The organism is Rhizobium sp. TBD182 (genome assembly GCF_001950375.1).
Lineage (GTDB): Bacteria > Pseudomonadota > Alphaproteobacteria > Rhizobiales > Rhizobiaceae > Agrobacterium > Agrobacterium tumefaciens.
This window is the reverse complement of sequence record NZ_BDLN01000004.1, coordinates 317,504-342,854: the sequence shown is the minus strand read 5'-3', so window position 1 is coordinate 342,854 and position 25,351 is coordinate 317,504. Positions and strand designations below refer to the sequence as shown.

At 58.8% G+C, this 25,351-nt stretch carries 20 protein-coding genes and 1 pseudogene; 10 read left to right on the top strand and 11 right to left on the bottom strand.

Annotation, left to right across the window (positions count from 1 at the left end; translation table 11 throughout):
• Both T18_RS15750 and T18_RS15745 read right to left on the bottom strand, forming a co-directional pair.
• Nucleotides 1-483, bottom strand: a complete 483-nt coding sequence (locus tag T18_RS15750) for a class I SAM-dependent methyltransferase (protein ID WP_025594502.1) — start codon at nucleotides 481-483, stop codon at nucleotides 1-3.
• 79 nt (nucleotides 484-562) lie between these two features.
• Nucleotides 563-1,903 carry a nucleotide sugar dehydrogenase gene (locus T18_RS15745; protein WP_038492270.1) on the bottom strand — a complete coding sequence of 447 codons (1,341 nt, stop codon included), beginning with the start codon at nucleotides 1,901-1,903 and terminating at the stop codon, nucleotides 563-565.
• Between the two features lie 127 nt (nucleotides 1,904-2,030).
• Here T18_RS15745 and T18_RS15740 point away from each other — a divergent pair, with 127 nt between their 5' ends.
• Nucleotides 2,031-3,128 carry a glycosyltransferase family 4 protein gene (locus T18_RS15740; protein WP_038492273.1) on the top strand — a complete coding sequence of 366 codons (1,098 nt, stop codon included), beginning with the start codon at nucleotides 2,031-2,033 and terminating at the stop codon, nucleotides 3,126-3,128.
• On the top strand, nucleotides 3,125-3,868 hold the full coding sequence (locus T18_RS15735) for a polysaccharide deacetylase family protein (protein WP_038492277.1): 744 nt from the start codon (nucleotides 3,125-3,127) through the stop codon (nucleotides 3,866-3,868). Before T18_RS15740 ends, T18_RS15735 begins: the two co-directional genes overlap by 4 nt.
• Here the strand turns inward: T18_RS15735 and T18_RS15730 are convergent.
• Nucleotides 3,860-4,822 (bottom strand): glycosyltransferase family 32 protein, encoded by a 963-nt coding sequence (locus T18_RS15730; protein ID WP_019566083.1) that lies wholly within the window; start codon nucleotides 4,820-4,822, stop codon nucleotides 3,860-3,862. The two genes, T18_RS15735 and T18_RS15730, sit on opposite strands and share 9 nt — an antisense overlap.
• Nucleotides 4,823-5,035: 213 nt before the next feature.
• On the opposite strand from T18_RS15730, the gene T18_RS15725 reads away from it, so the two are divergent.
• The 7 genes and pseudogenes from T18_RS15725 to T18_RS15695 all read left to right on the top strand — a co-directional run bounded on the left by T18_RS15725 (nucleotide 5,036) and on the right by T18_RS15695 (nucleotide 14,717).
• A complete protein-coding gene (locus tag T18_RS15725) occupies nucleotides 5,036-6,928 on the top strand; it encodes an ABC transporter ATP-binding protein (protein ID WP_025594512.1) in 1,893 nt (630 codons plus the stop codon).
• Nucleotides 6,925-8,826 carry an ABC transporter substrate-binding protein gene (locus T18_RS15720; RefSeq protein ID WP_038492280.1) on the top strand — a complete coding sequence of 634 codons (1,902 nt, stop codon included), beginning with the start codon at nucleotides 6,925-6,927 and terminating at the stop codon, nucleotides 8,824-8,826. The genes T18_RS15725 and T18_RS15720 overlap by 4 nt, the downstream gene beginning before the upstream one ends.
• Nucleotide 8,827: 1 nt before the next feature.
• On the top strand, nucleotides 8,828-9,826 hold the full coding sequence (locus T18_RS15715; RefSeq protein WP_003516797.1) for an ABC transporter permease: 999 nt from the start codon (nucleotides 8,828-8,830) through the stop codon (nucleotides 9,824-9,826).
• The gene (locus tag T18_RS15710) at nucleotides 9,823-10,998 is read left to right on the top strand and encodes an ABC transporter permease (protein ID WP_038492283.1); all 1,176 of its coding nucleotides are present in this window, start codon (nucleotides 9,823-9,825) and stop codon (nucleotides 10,996-10,998) included. The genes T18_RS15715 and T18_RS15710 overlap by 4 nt, the downstream gene beginning before the upstream one ends.
• A gap of 72 nt (nucleotides 10,999-11,070) precedes the next feature.
• A complete protein-coding gene (locus tag T18_RS15705; RefSeq protein WP_003516795.1) occupies nucleotides 11,071-12,279 on the top strand; it encodes a glycosyltransferase family protein in 1,209 nt (402 codons plus the stop codon).
• Nucleotides 12,280-12,322: 43 nt separating this feature from the next.
• Nucleotides 12,323-13,569: pseudogene (locus T18_RS15700) on the top strand (glycosyltransferase family 4 protein).
• Complete coding sequence (locus tag T18_RS15695) at nucleotides 13,566-14,717, top strand: glycosyltransferase family protein (protein WP_038492286.1); 1,152 nt, start codon at nucleotides 13,566-13,568, stop codon at nucleotides 14,715-14,717. The pseudogene T18_RS15700 and the gene T18_RS15695 overlap by 4 nt, the downstream one beginning before the upstream one ends.
• On the opposite strand, the gene T18_RS15690 is transcribed toward T18_RS15695, so the two are convergent.
• The 6 genes from T18_RS15690 to T18_RS15665 all read right to left on the bottom strand — a co-directional run bounded on the left by T18_RS15690 (nucleotide 14,683) and on the right by T18_RS15665 (nucleotide 21,942).
• Complete coding sequence (locus tag T18_RS15690; protein ID WP_038492289.1) at nucleotides 14,683-15,423, bottom strand: copper homeostasis protein CutC; 741 nt, start codon at nucleotides 15,421-15,423, stop codon at nucleotides 14,683-14,685. The genes T18_RS15695 and T18_RS15690 overlap by 35 nt on opposite strands.
• A 79-nt stretch (nucleotides 15,424-15,502) precedes the next feature.
• Nucleotides 15,503-16,708, bottom strand: a complete 1,206-nt coding sequence (locus tag T18_RS15685; RefSeq protein WP_038492292.1) for an MFS transporter — start codon at nucleotides 16,706-16,708, stop codon at nucleotides 15,503-15,505.
• Nucleotides 16,709-16,771: 63 nt separating this feature from the next.
• Nucleotides 16,772-18,205, bottom strand: a complete 1,434-nt coding sequence (locus T18_RS15680; protein WP_038492295.1) for a M81 family metallopeptidase — start codon at nucleotides 18,203-18,205, stop codon at nucleotides 16,772-16,774.
• Nucleotides 18,206-18,217: 12 nt separating this feature from the next.
• Entirely contained in the window at nucleotides 18,218-20,137 is a 1,920-nt protein-coding gene (locus T18_RS15675; RefSeq protein WP_038492298.1) for a beta-N-acetylhexosaminidase, read from the bottom strand.
• Between the two features lie 42 nt (nucleotides 20,138-20,179).
• Nucleotides 20,180-20,962, bottom strand: coding sequence for an SDR family oxidoreductase (locus tag T18_RS15670; RefSeq protein WP_038492302.1), 783 nt, complete (start codon nucleotides 20,960-20,962; stop codon nucleotides 20,180-20,182).
• Between the two features lie 116 nt (nucleotides 20,963-21,078).
• Nucleotides 21,079-21,942: a MurR/RpiR family transcriptional regulator gene (locus T18_RS15665; protein ID WP_003516783.1), complete on the bottom strand. Its 864-nt coding sequence runs from the start codon at nucleotides 21,940-21,942 to the stop codon at nucleotides 21,079-21,081.
• A 243-nt stretch (nucleotides 21,943-22,185) separates the two neighbouring features.
• On the opposite strand from T18_RS15665, the gene T18_RS15660 reads away from it, so the two are divergent.
• On the top strand, nucleotides 22,186-22,671 hold the full coding sequence (locus T18_RS15660; protein ID WP_038492305.1) for a hypothetical protein: 486 nt from the start codon (nucleotides 22,186-22,188) through the stop codon (nucleotides 22,669-22,671).
• Between the two features lie 147 nt (nucleotides 22,672-22,818).
• Here T18_RS15660 and T18_RS15655 read toward each other — a convergent pair whose 3' ends face one another.
• A complete protein-coding gene (locus tag T18_RS15655) occupies nucleotides 22,819-23,931 on the bottom strand; it encodes an ABC transporter ATP-binding protein (RefSeq protein WP_038492307.1) in 1,113 nt (370 codons plus the stop codon).
• Between the two features lie 185 nt (nucleotides 23,932-24,116).
• Nucleotides 24,117-25,349 carry an extracellular solute-binding protein gene (locus T18_RS15650; protein ID WP_003516773.1) on the bottom strand — a complete coding sequence of 411 codons (1,233 nt, stop codon included), beginning with the start codon at nucleotides 25,347-25,349 and terminating at the stop codon, nucleotides 24,117-24,119.
• Between the last annotated feature and the right edge of the window lie 2 nt (nucleotides 25,350-25,351).

Sequence of the window (25,351 nt, the reverse complement as noted above, 5' to 3'; positions counted from 1 at the left end):
TCAAATCTTGCGATACAGAAAATAACGGTCGGTCGGCACGCTTTCCGGCACCGGCAGAGGCTTCAGCATGGGATGATCCAGAGGCAGACCGCTGACCGCAACGCCGCCTTTTGCCAGCATGCCCGCGGCAAGGTTCGGCAACCATGTCAGGGTAATGGCATCCTTTTCGGGGTAGCCCGTGCCGATATCGGCATGCACCATGGCCGCCTCCACACCGATGAAGGCGGGAGCGGTTTCCGATATTTCACCGATGACGAGATCTTCCTGCGCCGGAACAGACGAGGCGTGTGCGCCCATGGCCCTGTCGAAGGCAACGATACGGCGTTGCGGAAACAGTTCGCGCAGATGATTGAACGTGCGCCCGTTTCCGAGGCCTATTTCCATGATCGCACCTTCGTCAGGCAGATCAAGATCGGCCTTGACGTGGTTGAGGATATCGCGCTGCGCGGTCAACCGGCGAATGAAACTGTCCAATCTGCTCATAGTCCGTCCGTTCATGAATGCCGGGCATTTCCAGTAGAAACGTATGGCGATGTTGCCGGAAATGCCCGGGAGAAGGCGATCAGGCCTTGATGATGTGTTTTGCGGCGATATCCCGACGTGCGAAGACGTTTCGCGTATCGATGATCAGCGGCGACCATTCGCAAAGAGCGGCATAGTCCACATTGTCGTGATCGGTCGCGACCAGAACAGCGTCAAAGGCGCTGACGGTCTGCTTGTCCCAAGCCACGGATTTCATGCCCATCAGGTGGCTATATTCCCGGGTTTTCGGGATTTCTGCCACGTGCGGATCATAATAGGCCGCTCCGCCGCCGCGCTCCTGAATAAGTTCTATGAGTTTCAGCGAAGGACTTTCACGAATATCCGGCACATTCTTCTTGTAGGCGAGACCGACCACCAGCACCTTGGAGCGGCTGAGCGCCTTGCCGGAACGGATGTCGAGGGCTTCCGCAACCCGTCCGATGACATGACGCGGCATGCCGGTGTTGATTTCGCCGGCGAGCTCGATGAACCTCGTCGGCAACTCGTACTCTCGCGATTTCCAGGTGAGATAGAAAGGATCGATCGGTATGCAGTGGCCACCAAGACCCGGGCCGGGATAAAACGGCATGAAGCCGAACGGCTTGGTTTTTGCCGCGTCGATCACTTCCCAGATGTCGATGCCCATGGCCTCGTAGACGACCTTGAGTTCATTGACGAGCGCGATATTGACAGCACGGAAGACGTTTTCGGTGATTTTCACCGCCTCGGCCGTGGCGTTTGTCGAGACCGGAACGATCTTCTTGACCACTGAGCCGTAGAATGCAGCCATCAGTTTCCCGGCAGCCTCGCCATCGCCTGCAACGACCTTTGGAATGGTCGAGGTCTCGAAGTCGCGATTGCCGGGATCTTCCCGCTCGGGCGAAAAACCGATGAAGAAGTCGACGCCGGAGACAAGTCCGGTAGCTTCCAGAATGGTCTTCACAACCCCGTCGGTCGTGCCGGGATAGGTGGTCGATTCCAGCACCACAAGCTGCCCCTTGCGCAGATGCGCGGCAATGTCCCGGCAGGTCTTTTCGACATAGGAGAGGTCCGGCTCGCGATATTTCGTCAGGGGCGTCGGCACGCAAATGGCAATCACATCGCATTCAGTCAGTCTGGAAAAATCAGACGTTGCGATGAAGCCATCATCGCGCCTGACGCTTGCCAGCACCTCGTCCGAAACCGCCTCGATATAGCTGCGGCCGGCATCGATCGCGACCATTTTACCGGGATCGATATCGAAACCGACGACCTTGAAACCGGCCTTGGCGATCGTGATGGCTAGAGGCAGGCCGACATAGCCAAGGCCGATCACCGCCGCTTTGGCGCTTTTGTTTTCGATGCTGGAAAGCAGGTTCTGGGAAACGACTGGGGAAGTCAAAGCGTGTCACGCTCCGCGCATGTGCAAAAGATGCCTTTCAGTTGGGCAAGAATGGTCAGGCTGTCAAGGCTCGGCCCTCTCAAATTCCGGTTGACGCCGGAGCCATGGGCGACGCACAACCATCCGGATGAGGATCGCTTTTTATTCACCGCTCAAATCGCCCAACCATCCCGTTCCCTCCGGAGACCGGCTGATGGCCCGCCTGCTGATGAAGGCGATGGCGATGGGCGGCCACGATGTTTCCGTCGCTTCCGAGCTGCGCAGCTTTCTCAAACAGGCTGACGATCCGGCGCGGTCCTTGCTTGCCGATGCGGCGACGCACGAAATCGAGACCATCACGGAACGCTGGCAGCGGGAAGGCGCGCCGGATCTGTGGTTTTGTTATCACCCCTATTACAAGGCCCCGGACTTGCTCGGGCCGGAAATAAGCAGACGTTTCGGTATTGCCTACGTCACCGCCGAGGCCTCCTATTCCCCCAAGCGCAATGGCATGGGCTGGCAGGCGGTTCAGGACGAGTTACTGGCCGCATTGAACGCTGCCGCCATCAATATCTGCTTCACCGCGCGTGATCGCGAAGGGCTTGTCCGCGCCTCTCCCGCACTCCGCTCGGCGATGTTGGCGCCCTTTATCGATGCCAGTAATTTTCTTGAAATTGCTCCGCGCCCCACACCGGGAAAACTCATCACCGTCGCCATGATGCGGGCGGGCGACAAGTTTGACAGCTATCGCGCGCTTCGCGAAGCGCTTGCGCTGTTGCCGCAGGATTTGAACTGGACATTGGATATCATCGGCGACGGGCCGGAACGCGCTGCCGTGCAAGCCATGTTCAGCTCTTTTCCCGATCGCCGTCTTGTCTGGCACGGAGAAAAAAAGGCAAACGAAATCGCAGAACTTCTTTCAAAAGCATCGGTTTACGTCTGGCCGGGGCATGGCGAAGCCTACGGTCTCGCCTATCTCGAGGCACAGGCTGCGGGCCTGCCGGTTATCGCCGAAGCGGTGGCCGGCGTCCCCGAAGTGGTAAAATCCGGAACCAGCGGATTACTGACACCGGAAAATGATACAGCCGCCTATGCTGGAGCAATCGAAACTCTGCTCGGCGATGACAAGCGGCGTGAGGACTTGGCAAGGGCAGCCCGCCAGTTCGTAAAAAATGAACGATCTCTGGAAAACGCCGCAAGAGAACTGAACGATATCCTGTTGCGAGCAAAGGCACGAACATCATGAGTCTGGAAAAACTCGTAGCGGCACTGGATGAATGTGGACGACACGGCATAACGGCCGATCTCTGGCTCAGGGACGACGATGCGGTGGAACCGACACCGGCGCTCGACACGCTGCTCGATCTTTGCAGCAGCTTTTCCGCGCCGGTCACGCTTGCGGTTATCCCCGAGATGACGACGGACAAGCTCGCGCAGCACCTGGATACGACTGACATTGCCCATGTCGCCGTGCATGGCTGGTCCCATACGAACTATGCCACCGAGAAAGAAAAGAAACAGGAACTCGGATCACACCGTGACCTGTCCATCGTTCTCGACGAGTTGCAATCCGGGCTGGAAAAACTGTACGATCTGCATGGCAGGCGTTTCGTGCCTATGCTCGTTCCGCCGTGGAACCGCATAGATGCCAATGTGGTGCAGGGACTGGCAGACCTCGGATATCGAGCGCTTTCGGTTTTCGGCCCGGAGAAAGACGCCGTGCCACCTTGCCTGAACACCCATGTCGACGTGATTGACTGGCACGGCAGCCGCGGTGGGCGCGAAGACGACATCCTTTTCGCCGAGACCGCCGCCCGCATCCTGCAGACTGCGGAGCACGGCGGCACGACCGGCATCCTCACCCATCATCTCGTGCATGATGACAACGTCTGGCGTTTTCTGAAACAGCTGTTCGAAATTACCGGCAAACATCCTGCCGCGCGCTGGCGTTCCTCGGCGGAACTCATCAACCAGATATCACCATGACTTCCAGGCAATCAGCAAACCACCCGTCTTGGTGGCAAGTTCGCGCCTGACAGCTTCGACCTCCTGCAACGCGGCGCGATCGGCAAGAGAAGCGGCAACAAACCCCGCCGGCGCAAGGCTGATGCTCCCAGCCCGAGCGATGACGGTAAAGATCAGCGGACCCGTCGACCACCAGGCTGGCGCACGCGGCATTTCCTCAAGAATCCTCGGAAACGCCTCCAGCATCCTGCGGAAGACCGGATGGCCAGCAGGTGTCGCAATGAAAGAGTTGGCAAGAAGCATGCTGCCCTGCCCGGTATCGCGCGGCGTTTCTTCATCGAACGCCGTCAGCCCTACCAGTGGCAGGAAAGCATCGAAACTCGCATCATCCCGCGCCGGATACCAGTCGCAATCAAGATAGATGCCACCAAAACGCTCCAGCACGACATAGCGGGCCACATCGACAGCGCCGGGATAATCGCCGTCTTCCAGCATCGTCCTGAAGACGTCATTCGAAAACACGCCTTCCCGCTCAAGATCGGCCTCCCGCCAGAGGCGATATTCGTAACCATGCGAGGCGGCATGGGCGGCCCAAGCCTTGACCGATACGGGCGGGGCCTTGTCTCCGATCCAAATCTGGTGGATGCGCCTCGGCACGTCCTCCCTGCTTTTCAGATTGATAGCGCGGTGCTCCTCCGGGGAAAAATGCGCATATTTTGCAAGCACCTGCGGCGGCGGAACCAGCGTGTATTGATAGCCGATCCTCGCGACCACATCGCCTTCAGCCTTGGCAAGACGCAGCCGTGCCGCATGCAGCCTGCGCGGCAGACCGAGCACTGTCCGCTCACCCATCAGGTGCCCGTCTTTTACTGCAACCAGCGATAAGAGAAGCGCATGCGCTTCCGCATATTGTCCTTGGTTTTGCAACTGCCGGGCTCTATCCAGCTGGGCATCGTAATATTTCTTGTCGGACATGGATCCTCACCCGGGAACGTTCGTTAACATATCGCCAAACACAAGCTATCAGGCAAGCCATTGCAATTTGGAAGCCGGCTTTGAATTTGCTAAACAATTCGATGTTTCAGAGGCATAGACAGACAACAAACCCTACGATAACGTGCCTTTAAGCCCTCCTGAGCAAATTGTCACAAGACAACGATAAAGAGAGACGGCAAGGAACCCTTTAGCATGAGCGCAGGCGCAGATTTGCTCCGTATTGAAAATCTGCGGGTCTCGTTTTCTCTTATGGGTGGCACGATTGACGCCGTGAGGGGTGCCAGCCTTCGCATTCTTCCGGGAAAAGTGACCGCGCTCGTCGGAGAATCCGGCTCCGGAAAATCCGTCATCGGCCAGACGATCATGGGCATCCACCCCAAGACGGCGCGCGTGAACGGCCGCGTGCTGTTTACCGATCCCGCAAATGCCGCAGCCGGCCCCGTCGATCTGCTGCAACTGCCGAAGGATGGCCGGGAAATCCGCGCTATACGCGGAAATCGCATCGGGCTGATTTTTCAGGAACCCATGACGTCTTTTTCGCCGCTGCACACGATCGGCAACCAGATTGACGAAGCGCTGAGAATCCACAGCATCCTGTCGCCGGCCGAGCGCGCGGAAAAAATGTATGAGACGCTCGACCTTGTAGGGTTTTCCAACCCGAAGAAGGTCGTGAACATGTATCCCTTCGAATTGTCGGGCGGCATGCGCCAACGCGCCATGATCGCCATGGCACTGATCTGTCGCCCCGCTCTTCTGATCGCCGACGAACCGACGACGGCTCTTGATGTAACCATACAGGCGCAAATCCTCAAACTCCTGCGCGATCTCCAGAGCCGGCTGAACATGAGCATGCTGCTCATCACCCACGATCTCGGCGTGGTGGCAAACATCGCCGACGAGGTTGCCGTGATCTATCAGGGCGAGATCATGGAAGCCGGAACGGTCGACGATATTTTCAAGGCACCGAGCCACCCCTATCTCAAGGGCCTGATGGCCGCTGTGCCGCATTTCGACATGAAGCCGGGTGAGAGGCTGAAGGCGCTTCGTGAGATCACCGTCGACCACGAAAGCCTTGTCGGCAAGAAGACCGCCGCAGTGAACAAGACCCCCGGCCCGCTCTTGACCGTGGAGAATATCAGCAAGACCTTTACGACCCGGAAGTCCAGCTGGTTCAGCCGCCGCGATGCCAATGCCACCAAGGCGGTGAACAGCGTCAGTTTTGAAATCCGCCGGGGAGAATGCCTTGGCCTCGTCGGCGAGAGCGGCAGCGGCAAGACAACCGTCAGCAAAATCCTCATGCGCGCCGTTCGCCCGGATGAAGGCTCCGTGACATTTCACCGACCGCAGGGCGATATCGACGTCCTCAATGCTAGGGACGGCGATCTAAAGGAACTGCGGTCGAAGATACAGATGGTCTTCCAGGACCCGATCTCATCGCTTTCACCGCGCATGACCGTGCGCAATATTTTGAGCGAGCCGCTTGAAATCCATGGACGGGGCGATGCGAAATACCGCGCGGAAAAAGTCCGTAATCTCGTCAAGGCAATCGGCCTTGGAGAAAGCGCGCTGAACCGTTATCCGCACAGTTTCTCAGGCGGCCAGAGGCAGCGTATCGGCATTGCCAGAGCCCTGGCGTTGGGTCCCGAACTGCTGATCTGCGACGAACCCGTTTCTGCCCTAGATGTCTCGGTGCAGGCGCAAATCCTCAACCTGCTCAAGGATTTGCAGAAGGACCTCGGACTTACCTACCTCTTCATCTCGCACAATCTGGCAGTGGTGGATTACATGGCGGACCGCGTGGCGGTGATGTGCGAGGGCCGCATCGTCGAGCTGGCGCCGCGGGAAATCATGATGCGCTCTCCGGTTCACCCCTATACAAAATCGTTGCTGGCGGCCGTGCCTTTTCCCGATCTCGACCGTCCGCTCGATTTCCGCACCATCGGCAAGATCAGCGCGACGGGCAAGTTCGACTGGGGCAAGCAATTCCGCGACGAGGGTGACGGCGAAATGATCTCTGCCGATCTTGGCGATGGCCATTTCGTTCTCGCAAATGGCAATGCCGACATCAGGGAGCTTCGCTCGTGATTACGCGCCGCACCACCCTTGCCTTTATGGCCTCCGTCTTTTTGCCGACCTATGCGCGCGCTGCCTATACCGACCCCGCCTACTTCAAGGAAAAGCGGGAAAAAGGTGAGCTGCCTGATATTACCGAGCGCTTGCCGAAAAACCCGCGCGTCATCGATATGAAGGCGCTTGGCCGGGAGCCCGGAAAACACGGCGGTTCCGTGCGCATGCTGATCGGCGGCCAGCGCGATATCCGGCTTATGCCCATCAGCAACTATGCCCGCCTGGTTGGTTACGACGAAAAATTCGAGCTTCATCCCGACATTCTGGAAAGCTACGACGTTCAGGACGAACGCATCTTCACCTTCAAGCTACGCGAAGGCCACAAATGGTCCGACGGCAGCGATTTAACCTCCGAGGATTTCCGGTATTTCTGGGAGGATGTTGCTCTCAACAAGGAAATTCACAAGGGCGGCCCGCCAATCGAACTGCTGGTCAACAACAATCCTCCCCAGATCGAAGTCATCGACCGGCTGACGGTGCGCTATACCTGGGAAGGCCCTAACCCCGATTTTCTGGCGAAGCTCGCAGCAGCATCGCCTGCGCGGCTTTTCCTGCCCGCCGCCTATATGAAGCAGTTCCACATCAAATATCAGACCGCGGAAAACCTCGCCAAGCTCATCAAGAAGAACAAGGCGGATGACTGGAGCGGGCTGCATATCAAGATGTCGCGGCAGGTCCGTCCGGAAAATCCCGCTCTGCCGACGCTGGACGCCTGGCGCAATACGACTTCGCCACCGGCCGAACAGTTCGTTTTCGAACGCAATCCCTATTATCACCGTGTCGACGAAAACGGCCTGCAACTGCCCTATCTCGACCGGTTCCTGCTGAACGTCACCTCCTCCGACATCATCTCGGCCAAGACGGCGTCCGGTGACAGCGATCTGCAATATTTCGGCCTCGATTTCGCCGACTACACCTTCCTGAAAGATGCCGAAAAACGCTTTCCTCTAAAGGTGAACCTCTACAAACGCTCTCAAGGGTCGCGCATTGCGCTTCTGCCCAATCTGAACTGCGCCGATCCTGTATGGCGGAGCTGTTTCCAGGACGTGCGCGTGCGCCGCGCAATGTCGCTCGCTATAAACCGGCACGAAATCAACATGGTCTGCTTTTACGGGCTGGCCAAGGAAAGCGCCGACACCGTCTTGCCGGAAAGCCCGCTTTACCGACCGGAATTTGCCGAGGCCTGGAGTGCCTTCGACCGGGCGATGGCCAACAGGTTGCTTGACGAAGCAGGTCTCGATAAGCGCGACAGTGCCGGCAACCGGCTTCTGCCGGACGGCCGTCCAGCCTATATCATCGTCGAGACCACAGGCGAAAGCACGCTCGAAACGGACGTGATGGAACTGGTCACGGACCACTGGCGGCATATCGGCATTTCGGTTTCGGTCCGCCCGACCCAGCGCGATGTCTTCCGCAAGCGCGCCATGGGCGGCGAGGTGCTGATGTCGGTGTGGATGGGCATGGACAATGGCGTGCCGACCCCCGACATGTTGCCTTCGGGCCTTGCGCCCACCGGCGACGACCAGTTGCAATGGCCGGTCTGGGGCATCCACTATCTGTCCGGCGGGCGCGAGGGCAAGGAGCCTGACCTGCCGGAAGCAGCGCATCTGCTCGATCTCCTGAAAAAATGGCGCCGAAGCGTCACCGAGGAAGAGCGCGAGGCAATCTGGCTGGAAATGCTTGGTATCTACACGCAGCAGGTATTTTCCATCGGCATCGTCAACGGCGCGCTGCAACCCGTCGTCCATGTCAAACGCATGCGAAACGTGCCGGAAAAGGCGCTTTTCGGCTTTGAACCCACATCGTATCTCGGCATCTACATGCCGGATGCCTTCTGGTATGACGGAGACGCCTGATATGCTGCGGTATATTCTCAAGCGCATCCTCGTCATGATCCCCACGCTGATCCTGATCTCGATGCTGGTCTTCACCATCATCGAATTGCCGCCGGGCGATTATTTCGAAAGCTACGTCGCCGAACTGCGCGCCATGGGCGAGACCGCAAACCTTGCCGAAATCGAGGAGTTGCGCGTCCGCTATGGCTTCGACCAGCCGGCGCCGATCCGTTACTTCCGCTGGGCAACCGGCATGCTGGTTGGCGATTTCGGTTATTCTTTCGAATATCAGCTCCCGGTAAACGAGGTTGTGGGAGACCGTCTGTGGTTGACGGTTCTGGTGTCCTTCGTCACCATCATCGTCACCTGGATTCTTGCCTTCCCGATCGGCATCTACTCCGCCACGCACAAATATAGCTGGGGCGACTACGGCCTGACCTTCCTCGGTCTGCTTGGCATCGCCATCCCCAACTTCATGCTGGCGCTGATCCTGATGTATTTCGCCAATATATGGTTCGGCATCTCCATCGGCCATCTGATGGATCGGGAATATCTGAACCAGGCGATGAGCTGGCCAAAGTTCAAATCGATTCTCGAACATATCTGGATACCCGTCCTCATCATCGGAACGGCGGGCACGGCCGGCATGATCCGCCGCCTGCGCGCCAACCTCTTGGACGAGTTGCAGAAACAATATGTCGTAACCGCCCGCGCCAAGGGGCTTCACCCTTTCAAGGTGCTGATCAAATACCCGCTGCGCATGGCGCTGAATTTCTTCATCTCGGACATCGGCTCGATCCTGCCCGCTATCATATCAGGCGCGGAAATCACCGCCGTCGTGCTGTCGCTCGAAACAACCGGTCCGATGCTCATCCGGGCGCTGCAAAGCCAGGACATGTACCTGGCCGGCTCCTTCCTGATGTTCCTTGCTTTCCTCACGGTGATCGGCGTTCTTGTGTCGGATATCGCCCTTGCCATACTTGACCCGAGAATCCGCTTCGGAGGTGGTAACGTCAAATGACTTCATCCATCCCAACATCCGGCGAAGCACTGCCCCACTACGTTTCGACGGCGCCGTTCGACCCGTCGCTCATCGAACCCAATACGTCCGGAATGGCGGCCTTCAGCAAGGCGTCGCAGCTGCGGCTCATGTGGTGGCAGTTCCGCCAGCACAAGATCGCCGTCTGGTCCGGCGCCTTTCTGGTGGTGCTTTATCTTTCGATCCTGATCAGCGAGTTCCTCGCGCCTTACAATCTTCACACACGCAATATCGAGCATATCTACGCCCCACCCCAGGCCATTCACCTTTTCAATGACGGAAAATTTGTCGGGCCTTTCGTCTATGGTCGGGAAATGACGCTCGACATGGACAATCTGCGGCGTGTCTACCGGGATGTGCCGACGGATATCCAGCCGCTGCGTTTCTTCTGCAAGGGCGATACCTATCATTTCTGGGGCATGATCGAGGCTAGAACCCACCTCGTATGTCCGGCCGAAGGTGGTGAATTGTTCCTGCTCGGCACCGACCGGCTTGGACGAGACGTGCTGTCGCGAATCATCTACGGCGCGCGCATCTCGCTGACGATCGGCCTTCTCGGTGTCGCCATGAGCTTCGTTCTCGGCATTGTGATCGGCGGTCTTGCAGGTTATCGCGGCGGCACTTTCGATCTCATCGTCCAGCGTATCATCGAAGTCCTGCAATCCATTCCAAGCATTCCGCTGTGGCTCGCACTCGCAGCAATCATGCCGGTGACCTGGAGTCCGATCCTCGTCTATCTTGGCATCACCATCATTCTCGGCATGCTGGACTGGACGGGACTGGCGCGCGCCGTGCGCTCCAAATTGCTGGCATTGCGCGAGGAAGACTATGTTTTGGCTGCACAACTGATGGGCGCCGGCACGCCGCGCATCATCGGCAGGCACCTTATCCCCGGCTTCATGTCACATCTGATCGCCTCGGCGACGCTGACGATACCGGGCATGATTCTCGGCGAAACCGCGCTGAGCTTCCTTGGTCTCGGCCTCAGGCCGCCGATCACAAGTTGGGGAATTCTGCTCACGGAGGCGCGCAGCGTCAGCGTCATTGCGCTATATCCGTGGCTTCTCATCCCGACGATTCCGGTTGTTCTCGTCATTCTGGCCTTTAATTTCTTCGGTGACGGACTACGTGATGCTGCGGATCCCTTCAGATAAAATGGAACACGCCTTGATAAACTGCTCTTCCGCCATCGCCTTTTTTGGGAAAGGCAAAAAGAGGTGTGGCCGATGACCTCCCGTCTGAACGACGCACGCATCCTCATGTACAGCCACGATTCCTTCGGTCTCGGACATCTGCGGCGCTGTCGCACGATCGCTCACGCGCTGGTGGAGGATTATCGCGGCCTCAACGTGCTTATCATTTCGGGTGCGACTATCGCCGGCGCCTTCGATTATCGCGCTCGTGTCGATTTCGTGAAAATCCCGAGCGTCATCAAGCTGCGCAACGGCGAATACACCTCCATGGACCGGCATATCGATCTTCAGGAAACACTGAAGATGCGCCGCTCCATCATCTATCACACTGCCGAAAGCTTCCAGCCGGATATCTTCATCGTCGACAAGGAGCCCATGGGTCTTCGTGGCGAGGTGGAGGAAACGCTTGCGTATCTCAAGGGACAGGGAACCAAGCTTGTCATCGGCCTCCGTGACGTCATGGACGCACCGCAGCTGCTTGAAGCGGAGTGGAAGCGCAATGACGTGATGACCAAGATCGGCAAGTTCTATGACCACGTCTGGATTTATGGCCCGCCGGATTTCCACGACCCCTTGACGGGCCTCGACGTTCCCCAGACCGTTCGCGACAAGATGGATTTCGTCGGCTTCCTGCAACGCTCCAAAACGCAGGCGGAAACCGTGGCGCACCGGCCGGAGGGCGACTATCTTCTCATCACCACTGGCGGCGGCGGTGACGGCAGCGAATTGATCGATGACGTCATCAACGCCTACCGTCATGATAGCGAACTGACGCACAAGGCGCTCGTGGTGCTCGGCCCTTACATGCCGGCAGACCAGCGCCAGCGATTCATGAGCAGTGTTGCCGATATTCCGTACATAGAGATCATCGAATTCGACAACCGCATGGAAGACCTCGTCGCCGGCGCTCAGGCCGTCGTGTCGATGGGCGGCTACAACACCGTCTGCGAGATATTGTCGTTCGACAAGCCTGCCCTCGTCGTGCCGCGCACGGTGCCGAGGGAGGAGCAGCTTATCCGTGCAAGCCGCGCGTCGGAGCTCGGCCTTTTCGACATGCTTTTACCTGAGGATGCCGAGAATCCGGCAAAAATGGCGGCAGCTCTTAAAGCGCTGCCGAATCGCGCGCCGCCTTCCGTCAATTCGCAGGACCTGAAGCTCGATGGTCTGGAAAACATTTCGAAACGGATAGCCGAATGGCTGCCGCCCGAGGGCGACAAGGTGCCAATAACGCTGACGGCGTGACCGGCTCCCCGACAACCACCGCTTCAAAAGAGACACGCGCAACGTGACCGACACAAAAAAAATCGTGGTGCTCCTCAAGGGCTATCCGCGCCTGTCCGAGACTTTCATCGCCCAGGAACTTCTGGGGCTTGAAAAGGCTGGCCTTACGCTGGAACTCATGTCCATGCGCCGCCCGACGGATAAAAAACGCCACCCCGTTCACGATGAAATCCGCGCACCCGTGACCTACTGCCGGAATATCTGCATGACGAGCCCATCCGCGTGCTGAAGGCCCTGTGGGCATGCCGCAAGAAGCCAGGCTTCACCAAGGCGCTGCGTCGGTTTTTCAGCGATCTGCCGCATGATCTCAGCCGCAACCGCTTCCGCCGTTTCGGGCAAGCGGCCGTGCTGGCGCACGAATGGCCTGTAGATGCCGGGTGGCTGCATGTCCACTTCATCCACACACCCGCCTCGGTCGCCGCCTATACACATCTTATCACCGGCACGCCCTGGACGATTTCGGCTCACGCCAAGGATATCTGGACCTCCAGCGACCGGGACCTTGTCGCAAAGCTGGAAAGCGCCCGCTGGGCCGTGACCTGCACCGCAAGCGGCTTTCAGCATCTTCGCACCCTTTCCGGCGTCAAGCAGAATGTGCATTTGAGCTATCACGGTCTCGATCTCACCCGCTTCCCGCATTTCGACACGCCGCGTCCGCAAAGAGATGGATCGGACGCTCATGATCCGGTCAGGATTTTGAGTGTTGGACGGGCCGTCAAGAAAAAGGGCATCGATATTCTGTTGCAGGCTTTGGCCTCGCTTCCACAGGACATCCATTGGCGTTTCACCCATATCGGTGGCGGCGACGAACTTGCCGGGTTGAAAAAACTCGCCGACGAGCTTGGCATCGCCGACAGGATCGTCTGGACCGGCGCCATGGACCAGAAACAGGTGCTGGAGAATTACCGCGAGGCCGACCTCTTCGCCCTTGCCTGCCGCATCACCAGCGATGGTGACCGCGACGGTCTTCCCAATGTGCTGGTCGAGGCCGCCAGCCAGGCACTGACCTGCATTTCCACCAATATATCAGGCATTCCGGAATTCTTCGTGGACGGTGAAAACGGCCTGCTGACGGAGCCCGAAAATCCGGTTGCCTTCGCCGAGGCTCTGCGCACGGCGATTACCGATCCACAATTGCGTGAGCGTCTGGGTAGTGCGGCGGAAAACCGTGTGCGAACCGCCTTCGACAACCGCACCAGCATTGCCGAGTTGAAGACGCTGTTCGAAACCGAGTGGGAAAAAACGCCATGACCGATACGGAAAAGCGCCCTTCCGTTTTCTTCTACGTCCAGCACCTTCTGGGCATCGGCCATATCGCCCGCGCCAGCCGCGTTGCCAATGCCCTTCAGGCTGATGGTTTCGACGTCGTTCTGGTGACAGGTGGCACCCCGGTTCCCGGCTTTCCGGGCGAAGGCATCCGCCATGTCGAATTGCCGCCGATCGCCGTCAGCGACGGCAGCTTTTCCGGCCTTGTCGATAGTTCCGGCAAACCGGTCGATGACGACTTCAAGAAGCTGCGAACGGATATGCTGATCGGCGCTTATCACGGCGCAAAGCCGGACATCGTCATCATAGAGGCCTTCCCCTTCGGCCGCAGGCAGGTGCGTTTCGAATTGCTGCCGCTTCTGCACGAGATCGAGGACAGTGAACCACGCCCGCTCGTCATGACGTCGCTGCGCGATATTCTGCAGGAAAAAACCAAACCCGGCCGTGACGAAGAAACCGTGTCGCTGGTGAAGAAACATTTCGACGCGGTGCTGGTCCACGGAGATCCGGATTTCGTCCGGCTGGAGGAGACCTTTCCCCTTGCCGGCGAAATCAGCCAGCGCGTTGTCTATACCGGCCTCGTCGCGCCGCTGCCATCGCCGGAACCGGCGGAAAAATTCGATATCGTCGTTTCCGCTGGCGGAGGTGCCGTTGGTGCAGCCCTTATCCGGGCCGCACTTGAGGCATCGCCTCTGCTGGAAGAGATCAAAAGCTGGTGCCTCATAACCGGCCCCAACATGCCGCAGGCAGATTTCGATGCGATCTCGGCGCAGGCGCCCGAAAATGTGTCCATCTTCCGCTTCCGCAAGGATTTCGCAAGCCTGCTTGCCGGCGCGCGGCTTTCGGTTTCGCAGGCCGGTTACAACACCGTCTGCGATATTCTACAGGCAAAATGCCGCTCGCTTCTGATCCCGTTTGCGGCCGATGGCGAAACGGAACAGAGCGCCCGCGCCGAACGGCTGGCGCGGCTGGGGCTGGCGCAGGTGCTGGAAGAGAAGCATATCTCTGCGCAATCCATGGCCGATGCCATCAGGGCGGCATTGGCCCTGCCGGGACCGGACGTGATCCACCTCGATCTCGATGGCGCCGCAGGAACGGCTAGAGCTTTGCGCCGCCTTTTTGATGAGCGGTGAGGATCGCCTTTAACTCTCGAACGGCCTCCTCATCCGTGCCCTTGCGCCCCGCGCCGGTGAAACCGAGTTTCGCCACCCGGCTTTCCGGATCGTAAAACGGAATGGCGGAACAGGATGCGTGGATCTCCGTAATGGGAAAGCGGTCCAGCAATGTCTGCACGACTGGTGGACGCACCCCGGCCCCCGGCATGATGACAATCCGCCCGGCGGCAAGCTCGGATAATCGCGCCAAGGTCTCGATGCCCTCAAGCGCCGAACGCGCGCCCCCGGAGGTCAGAATTCTCGGGAAACCCAGCGCGATAGCGGCCTCCAATGCTTCATCCATGTCGGGAACAACGTCGATCGCCCGGTGCAGCGTCATATCGAGCCCGTCGGCGTGGCGGCGCAGTTCTTCGAGCAGGGGAATATCAAGCGAGCCATCGCCAAGCGAGGCACCGAGCACCACGCCGGAAAGCCCCGCCGCGCGCGCCGCATCGATATCGCGTTTCATGACATCGGCTTCGTCGCGCGTGAACACGAAATCCCCGGCGCGCGGCCTGATCATCACGCTCACCGGCAGGGTGTAGGCCGCCGCCCGGTGCATGAAACCTGCAGACGGCGTCACACCGCCACCGGACAATGCCGCGCAAAGTTCTATTCGGTCGGCCCCACCCCTGACCGCCGCTTCCAGACCGGCCACGTCGTCCACGCAAATCTCGAGAATCATCGTAACCTCTTTCTTTTGAATATGCCGTGTTTTCGCGCCAGCTTATCCGAAAACCGCCCACACTTTTCGGTCCGACGCTCTACCTGCGGCGGCCCTTCCCATCAAGCGCGTAGAGCATGTAAACGCCGCCGAGACCCACAACCGCTCCCAGGATTGAAGTGCCTGAATAGCTCGTGACGAGCGTGCCGACGGCAAAAATCAGCGCACCCAAACCCGCGCCGAGGAAGATGTTGACGGCAATCAGCGAGCTTCCAAGCCCCGGCCGATCCGCAATCAGTTCCTGCAGATAGGTGATCGGGATACTGATGATGGCGGCTGCGCCGAGCGCGCTGATCAAGGTCTGCGCGTAGATATGCCAAGGTGCCGTCGCGAGCCCCTGCAGGATGAGGTAGATGGCATAAAGCCCCGCTCCCGCCGCAAGGGTCAGCGTTTGCGGCACCTTCTTTTCGATCCAGCCCCACAGCAGAATGAAGACGATTTCCAGCGCGGCAACGATGCCCGCGACGATACCGATATCCGCAACCGTTCCCTTTGCCTGACCCGTTATGATGAGCGAGCGGATGGAATCATTGAGATGCAGCATCGAGCAGATGAGCGCGATGGCGATGATCCGCAGCAGCACCCGTCGCTCCCCGATTTCCGCAAGTGAAGCGCGGACACCGAAGCGTGCCTGCGTGTTCACCGATGCCGGCGTGGCCGCGCGCGGCAGGCAAAAGGCCACAAGCAGAAAGCAGATAAGCGCGCAGATGCCTGAGAACAGGAAAGCCAGCAGCATATTGCCGGAATTCACCAGAAAAATACCGACGATACCAGGCACCAGCACCCAGGACAGCGAGATGGTGGCCCGCATGATCGAATTCACGGCAATCATGTCGCCCGTCGAAAGATTGCGGGCATCGGCGCGCACATGCGCGAAAATCAGAGAGTTCATCGCCCCGAAAATCGGCAGGAGCAGCAGCTTCGCGGTCACGAAGGCGGTGGCATTACCAACGAGATAAACCAGCAGATAGCCGCTGACGCCGAAAAGCGCGATCAGCAGCATGGGTTTGCGATATTCGCCGAGCCGGTCTGCAACGATGCCCATCAGCACGCTGGCGCTGACATTGATGATGGCGGCAAACAGCATCAGCAGGGAATAGACGGTGTTGCTGAGCCCGATTTCGCGAATGCCGATCACCGCCTGATAGGGGGCGGTGGCGGCATTCGAAAATCCGAAGAACAGGATGGCGAGCGCCCCGATGCGGATCGACGGATTGTTGAAAACGATGGAAAGAGCCGACGGCATGAAGGTTCGCCTGAGATGATCCGGCACGGCCGGATCGCTGAATGAAATGCTATCGAACCGCTGTCATCGCCAGCGGGCCGAAAGGATGGGTTTCGGGATATAGTTGAAATGCGGTTTCCATGGGTAAAAATCGCCATCCCGGCGGCGATTGGGGAGGTTTTCGATATCCTGATTGATAACCCCCTCCGTCAACGCCATGAGATTGGGATTGGCGATGGGCGCAAGCTCCGGCGAAAGATAACCTGACTTGACGACCAGCAGCCTTACCGCCTTCGGATCGAAGCCCAGACGGGTGAAATCCGCGATCATGTGATAGGGCCTGCGCCGTGCGGCCAGAATGACGGTAATGCCATCGATGACGACGACCGCCTGACGCTGATCGGAAGCACCTGGATCGTCCAGTTTCAGGACCTTGGCTTCGACAGTGATGGAAGGGCTTTCGGGATCGAGACTGCCGCCGATCTTCAGGGAAAGCGCCGCGCCCTCGCCCGCCGTAAAACAGGCCTCGACCGCCGGCCTGTCGGTGACGCCGCCGATCAACGCGCCCTGCCAATTGCGCGCAATCAACGCCGCCAGAACATCGGCGCGATCGCCCACCCCGCCGCCGGTCGGATTGTCGCCGGAATCCGCCAGAATGATCGGCCCGGTTGTTGTTTTTTCCGCAATATCCATGATGACCTCGAGCGGTTCGGTCACGGGACCGAAACGGAAATCCTGTCGGGCATTCCAGTAGGATTGTGCAATCTCCGAGGCGACGGCCTGCGCGGCCTCTCTGTCCGTCCCGGTCACGACAGCGCAGGCCGTCGCCCTTGGTTCATCGGCCCAGACGTAGCCGATCATGAAATTCGCATCCCAAATGCCGGGCCGGGCATCGTGTTCCGGCAAGACGGCATAGAGGCTTTTGGCCGGTTCATCTTCCGTGGAGGTTTTTTCACCCGGCAGTAGAACGGGGATTTTCGCCCATGCCACACCGGGCTTCTCGCCCGTTTTCAGAGCCTTGATGAGCATCGTCCACGCCCGCACCATCGTCTCGCGCACATCGATATGCGGCGCAGTTCGGTAGCCGGCGAAAATATCCAATTGGTCGATGATCGACTGGCTGACATTGCCGTGCAGGTCGTAGCTGGCGGAAATGATCACATCCGGTCCGACTACGGCGCGGGCGCTGGAAATCCAGTCCCCTTCCGCATCGTCCATTCCCTCGACATTCATCGCGCCATGCATGGCGAGATAAAGTCCGTCGAGCGGCAGGCAAGCCTTGAGACGCTCCAAGAATTCCTGCTTAAACGCATCATAGGCCGCGCGCGACACCGGGCCACCCGGCACCGCCCGCGCATGCAGAAGCGGCAACACTTCCACCCCGCCTTCGCCGAGGAAATTGAAATATTCGGCTTCCAGCAACTCCGCGCCGCGAAAGACGCGAAAATCTTCCTGACGCATCAGCACCGGCGAATAGGTGCTGCATTCGGTATGAATTCCACCAACGGCAATACGCATCTCGCCTTCCTCTCAATAGACCGGGCTCAAGCGGACGATGGCGGAGAAACGCAGCCAGTCCTTCTGCGCTTTCGGCGTCCACGCCGCCTCGGCAATGGCGGGCAGTCTCGGGAAAACCAGATGGTTGAAATAGGCGCGATTGAGGAAATGCTCGGACCAGATGCAGGCCTGAACGCCTTTCATTCGCTCCTTCAATTCCTCGGGGAACTCACCGACTGCCTCGTAAGCATATGTATGCGACGGCGGAACGGTGCCGGCCCAGCTAGCGCCCGGCTCCTGCCAGGCTTCATCCTGCACCATGTCGAGATAATAGGCCTGTCCCGGCGTCATCACGACGTCGTAGCCCTGCTTTGCAAGCTCCAGGCCAACTTCCGGCTTCTGCCAGGCCATCAGCAATGTTCCCGAGGGATCGACGCCGCCGCCGTGCGAAACTTCGTCCCAGCCGGCAAGCTGGCGACCGCGCTCATGCAGCATCCCCTGAATACGTTTCATGAAATAGGACTGGATACCGAAGGTGCCGTCGAGGCCTTCCTTTTCCATCAACGACTTGGCAAGCGGCGAGGCAAGCCAGGAGCCATCTGCTACCTCGTCGCCGCCGATATGGATCAGCCGCGAGGGGAAAAGCTCCACCATCTCGTCGAATATCTTGCCAAGGAATTCATAGGTCGGCTCGATGGCGGGATTGAGCGCATTGTTGGGATAGCCCTGTACGGAGCGATAGCTGTCCGGCGCTTCCTGCCCATCCGTCAGCTCCGGATAGGCAACGAGAGCCGCCGTGCTGTGGCCGGGAATATCGACCTCCGGCACGATTTCGATGTTGAGTGCCGCCGCATGCGCGACGACCGTGCGAACATCATCCTGCGTGTAATAACCGGAAACCGGCTCAGCCCCATTGCCGAGCTGCGGCAGAAGCGGCGCATCCGGGCCGCGCGTCGCGCCGACTGTCGTCAGCAGCGGGTAGGCCTTGATTTCGAGACGCCAGGCCTCGTCATCCGTCAGGTGCCAATGGAACCGGTTCATGCGCAGCCATGCAAGAATGTCGATCAGCCGCACGACATCACCGGTCGGATAGAATTGTCGCGAGACATCCAGATGGCAACCGCGCCAGCTGTAACGCGGCGCATCGGCGATGGTGCCTGAAACCGGGAAACGGAATTTGGTATCGGTGCGCGCGCCGTGCAGCAATTGCGCGAGCACGGTCAGGCCGTATTGCAGACCTGCAGCGGCCGAATATTCCACGACGACGGCGTCATCAGAGAAAGACAGGCGATAACCTTCCGCTTCCAGACCGCTATGTTGCTTGAAACGAAGCGGTTTGCCCTCATGAACAGGCGCGAGGCTGAAAGGCACGTGACCAACGGCAAAAAGCCTGCGGAACAGCGACGAAACAGTTTCCACCGCAAGCACTTCTTCCTTGCCTGCCTCCTCCGTCGGGAAGAGTGCGACGGGGAAATCTTCGCCCGGCGCGGCATCGATTTCTGCAGGCCAGGGCTGGATGGCGAAGGGCAGATCGAGCTTTCCTTCGGGAAGCAGGGCTGGCGCCGGCTCGCTATGGCGCCCGTCAAGCATCAGGTCAGCGACATCAACCGCGCGATGTGTGCCATCGGCAAGGCTGATATAGGCGGATTTCGCACCGTCTGTGCGATGGCGGGCAGGCCTGAGCAGGCCGTCAACGGTGAAACGCCACGATTTCCCGGCTTCCAGCACGAAACCCCGTGGCGGCGCAAATTCATGGAAATTGGCATTGCGTCGCAGATAGACGGCATTGCCGCAAACGGGCTTGTCGATGGTCCGCGTCAGCGACGTATAGACGATCCGGAAATCCTTCACCGGCTCGTTGGAAAGATTGAACAGGGTGAAGGTGAAGCCACCCAATGCGGAATCTTCGAGCGGATGCCATGAGTTTTCGAGACGAAATTGTGCGAGCGCCATGATGCTCCCCTTTATTGTGCTTCAAGCCCGAGAGGACTTCGGTCAGTAGTGTTCGGATTGTGAGAAAGTGCGGGCGAGCGGCGCCTGCCCTGCCGTCAGGCCGCAATCCACCGGCAGGCACACGCCGCTGATGGCCGCTGCCTGTGGCCCGGCTAGAAAAGCGACGGCGTTGGCGACATCCTCAGGCCTCACGATGCGCTGCAACGGATACCAGTGCTTCGCTTCCTCGAAGACCTTAGGATTGACTGCCGCCCGCGCTTCCCAAGCCTGCGTGCGCACGGTTCCTGGAGCAACAGCATTGGAACGGATGCCGAATTTTCCGTATTCGACAGCGATCAGCTTCGTCAGATGGATCAAGCCTGCCTTTGCCGCGCTATAGGCGGGATGGCCGAACACAGCCATGCCGTTGACGGAGGTGATATTGATGACAGACCCTTGCGTGCGCTTAAGCGCGTCCTCGAAAGCCCTGAAGCAGAGAAACGGTGCTTCCAAGTTAAGGGCATTGTCCTTGCGCCATATCTCTGCGGTCGTGTCGTGCAGGCTGACGGCCCTTGCAGCACCGGCATTGTTGACGAGGGTCGCGACATCACCCAGCTCCGCAACCTCCACGGCCAGCCTTGCAAGATCCTGCGGATCGGTGACGTCGCAGGTTTTCGAAACGAAGGCGGAACCGGAAAGCAGGGAAAGCGCATTGGAAAGGGCGTCGGGATCGATATCCACCAACACCACCTTCGCGTGGCTTTCAGAAAGCGCCGCGGCAATTGCCCGGCCGATGTCGCCCGCCGCGCCCGTTACGACGGCGACCTGATCTTTCCTGTCCTGCATGTCATGCTACTCCTTCGAGGCTTTCCAGAGCGGGTTTTGAGGTCAAGCCGCTCTACATCTTTGTTTTTACGCATTTTCCGGGCGTGAAACCGCTACGCGGGCTTACTGGGAATGCTCTAGTCACCCAGCAATTGCCGGTCGTCCGGATCACGATGCTCCACAAGCTGCTGCTTGATGTGCCGCAGAGTCACCATCGACCGCTGCCGGTGGTGATAGGCAGCTAGCGTCGCCAGAACATCAACCGCCGCCAGATAGGCATAACGCGATGATGTTGGGCGGAAGATATTGTTTCCCTCCGGCACGTTGACGGCCACCACCATATCGGCGGCCAAGGCGACGGGCGTATCGCTCTGGGTCAGCGCGATGGTGGTAACCCCCATTTCCCGCGCCAGCCTGAAGCACTTCACCAATTCCATGTTGCGGCCGGAAAAGGAGGATCCGATGATGACGTCTTCCTTCCGCGCAGCGGCAGTCATCATCAATTGCATGCTGTGATCGGCGCTGGTCGAAACGCGCAGGCCAAGGCGAAACAGCCGGTTCTGAATTTCCGAGGCGATCATCGAGGAATTACCACCGGCTCCAAACGCGTAGATCATGCCGCTATTGGCAATCCGGACGGCCGCTTCGTCGGCGAGGGCGGGATCGAGCGTCTTGTGCAGCAGGAAAAGCGCCTCCTGCGCCTTGGCAAGCACTTCCTCGGCGACGTCCGACGGGCCCGTGCTTGTCGGTTCCGAGGTGAGGTAGCGGATGCCGACATAAGCGGTCTTGGCAAGGCTGACCTTGAAATCCGAAAAGCTCTGGCAACCCAGACGGCGGCAGAACCGCGTCACAGTTGGCGGGGAAACCTCGGCGCGGGCGGCAAGCTCGATGATCGATGCATTGACCGCAAACTCGAAGTCCGAAACCAGGATATCAGCGATCCGCCGCTCCGATTGCGAGAACTGTCCCCTGTCGTCTTGAATCTTTGCGAAAATATCCATGCTCACCGGTCTCCGTTCCGCCAAAACTTAAGGCTTGGCCCCGTTTCCGATGCACCCTAATCCGAGACGCCCGTCAACCGTACACACCCCTGAATCGACCATGTTTCGCCCCGTTGACGACACGCCGGACACCTTTGATTTGAAAATTATTTTCTCTGTTGATTGCGAGATGAGCATATGCCAACAATCTTCGCCAGAGAAATATCCAAATCTTGAAAATAATTTCAACAACGGACCTGAATCATGCGCGACCCATTCAAAAACCCTTTTCCCGAAACAGACGTCGCCCGCCACTCCATCTGGGACATGCTGGTAACACGGGATATCGACGCCTTCCTCACTGCCGACTGGTCGAAAGTCGCGGATGATTTCGTAAAGGACGGCTTTCTCGGCATCAACGCCAACCGGGATGCAAACCCGGACAACTGGCGCCTGTCCTTCCCCTCGCTTGACGCCTATCGCGACGAATGGCTGCGACAGGCGCAGGATTTCCAGACCCAGCAATTCGCTGAAGACCCGCGCAATGCGATCTTCACCACCACCACGCTGGAAGAAATCGAAGTGGAAGGTGAGACCGCGCTGGTTCGCAAGAAGTTCGACGGCGGGCTTCGCAAGGCCGACGGCAGCTTCGACGTCATGAAATGGCAGACGCATTATTATTGCCGACTGCATGAGGGCCGCTGGAAAATCAGCGGTTTCACCGGATACATGCCCAATCCCATGCCGTGATCCAGCGGACCTGCCAGACCGTTTTGAACGCCGGGCCGAAAGCCCGGCGTTGCTTTTTCGTCTGGAAGACGAAGACCGCTGAAAACCGATAGCGTCGCAGAAAACCGGGCATGGCGAGACAGATTTCATGGCCCGGTTCCCCGCCCTTTATTGTATCAGTTTGAGGACAGAAAGATCGACACGCCGTTCGAGCGATGTGCCGCTTTCATCAAACAGATGGCAATCCGACGCCTTGATACCGGTGACGATGGTTTCATCGACGACAACAGGCGCAGAACCGGAAAGAAGCGCGCAATAATTTTCACCCGTGGGCGCGACGCCATAAGCGATCGTATTCACACCCAGCCGCTCGATAACGCTGGGCGCGACCTTGATATTCAGGTCGGCCGTTTCGAGACCGGTGTGTTCCGGGCGAATGCCGAGCGTCAGTTGCGTGCCTTCAAGACCGGCGCGCGGCTCCACCGGCACGGTGATTGTCTGGCCCTCATACTCCACGGTCACACCATCGGCGCTGACGGATTTGCAGGTGACCTTCAGGAAATTCATTTTCGGATTGCCGATGAAACCGGCGACGAACAGGTTTGCGGGCTTGTGGTAAAGTTCCAGCGGCGCGCCGACCTGGGAGATTTCGCCCGCATTCAGCACCACGATGCGGTCGGCCATGGTCATGGCTTCCACCTGGTCATGCGTCACGTAGATCATCGTCGCCTTCAGCGTCCGATGCAGATTGGTGAGCTCGATACGCATGTCGGCGCGAAGTGCGGCGTCAAGGTTGGAAAGCGGCTCGTCGAACAGGAATATCTTCGGCTCGCGAACGATGGCGCGGCCGATCGCTACACGCTGGCGCTGGCCGCCGGACAACATGCCGGGACGCTGCTGCAGGCGCTGGTCGAGTTGCAGGATCTTGGCGACAGCCTCGACCTTTTCCTTGATCTTGCCCTCTTCCATCTTTTCGACGCGGAGGGGAAAAGCGATGTTTTCAAAAACTGTCATATGCGGATAGAGCGCATAGGACTGGAACACCATGGCGATGCCGCGTCTAACCGGCGGCAAGTCATTGACCTTCACATCGTTGATGACGATGTCGCCGGCGGAAATATCCTCAAGGCCGGCGATCATGCGCAGCAATGTGGATTTACCGCATCCCGAGGGGCCGACAAAAACGACGAACTCGCCATCCCTGATGTCGAGCTGAACGCCCTTGATGACTTCGAAATGTCCATAGTTCTTGCGGACGTTGTTGAGATAAAGCTGACCCAAAACTTGCCTCTCCCGTCACCAGCCGACATCAGGCTGCGTTCAGAGACGTTCCGCGACACGGAAAAATCGCGCCTTATCGGAACCGTTAAAACACACGAGAAGCTCCTGCCGTCATAGCGGCAGGTATTCTCGCAACGAATTATGAGGTTGCGGGCGACCTGCGCCCGCAACCGTATAAAAGTGGATTACTTGTACTGCTCGAGAGCGGCAGAGGCCTTCTTTGCGGCATCTTCCGGTGTCGCCTTGCCGGTAACGACAGACTGCACCATCTCAATCATCGTGTCCTGGAAGCCCTTGTAGTCAGTGAAGAGCGGCTCGGGACCGCCATAGGCGATACCGTCGATCAGCGGCTTCCAGAAGGGGTCCTTGGCGATGAACTCATCAACCTTCGGCGACGGACGAAGCGGGGTCAGGCCAGCGCCGCCCTGCAGTTCGTATTCGCCCTGCGGGCCGGGAGAGGTGATGAACTTGGCGAATTCGGTCGCCTTTTCTTCGACACCGGTTCCCTTGAAGATCGCGAGGCTGTCGGTGATGAGCAGCGTGCCGGGACCCTTGGCTTCAGGGCCGAGCGGCAGGGTTGCGATACCCCAGTTGATCTTGGTTTCCTGCAGGCGGGTTGCAGCACCCGATCCCGCCTGGATCATGCCAACCTTGCCATCGAGGAAGATGGCGCGGATTTCGTTCTGCTCGTAGGCCGTCGGACCCTCGACGGAGTAAGGCGTGATGTCCTTGTAGGCCTTCAGAGCTGCAAGAACCTGCGGGCTGTCGACGGTGATCTTGTCGCCGTCGATGACCTTGCCGTTATTGGTGTAAACCCAGTGCATGAACTGGTGCATGGTGTTGTCGAAGGTCTTGGCGGGCAGACCATAACCGGCGACGCCGGTCTTTTCCTTGATCTGCTTGGCAAAGGCGATCTCTTCAGCCCAGGTCTTCGGCGGCACTTCCGGATCGAGACCGGCCTGCTTGAAGAGGTCCTTGTTCCAATAGAGCGCCTTGGTCGAGAAGGCGACGGGCACGCCCCACTGCGTATCCTCGAAGGTAACCGTGTCGACGATGTTAGGATAATAGGTCTTCTTTTCGTCTTCGGTCATCGGCACCGGAACGATGAGGTCGTTCTGTGCGAACTGCTTCAGCGTGCGCGAACCGACATAGGCCATGGCGACCGGAGTGCCGGCGGCTGCGAGCGTGGTTGCCTTGTCCTGGCACTGCGCCCAGCCGACGACTTCCGGAACGACCTTCCAGCCGGCATTCTTGCCTTCCCATTCCTTGATGTATTTTTCATGGATGGGGTCCATCTTGTCGCCGCAATAGATCCAGCTGATCTCCTTGTCGGCGGCGTGTGCCGCCACCGTGCCAAGGGCAGTGGAACCGGCAAATGCGAAGGCGCAAAGCGCCAATCCGTAATGTTTCAGTGCCATAG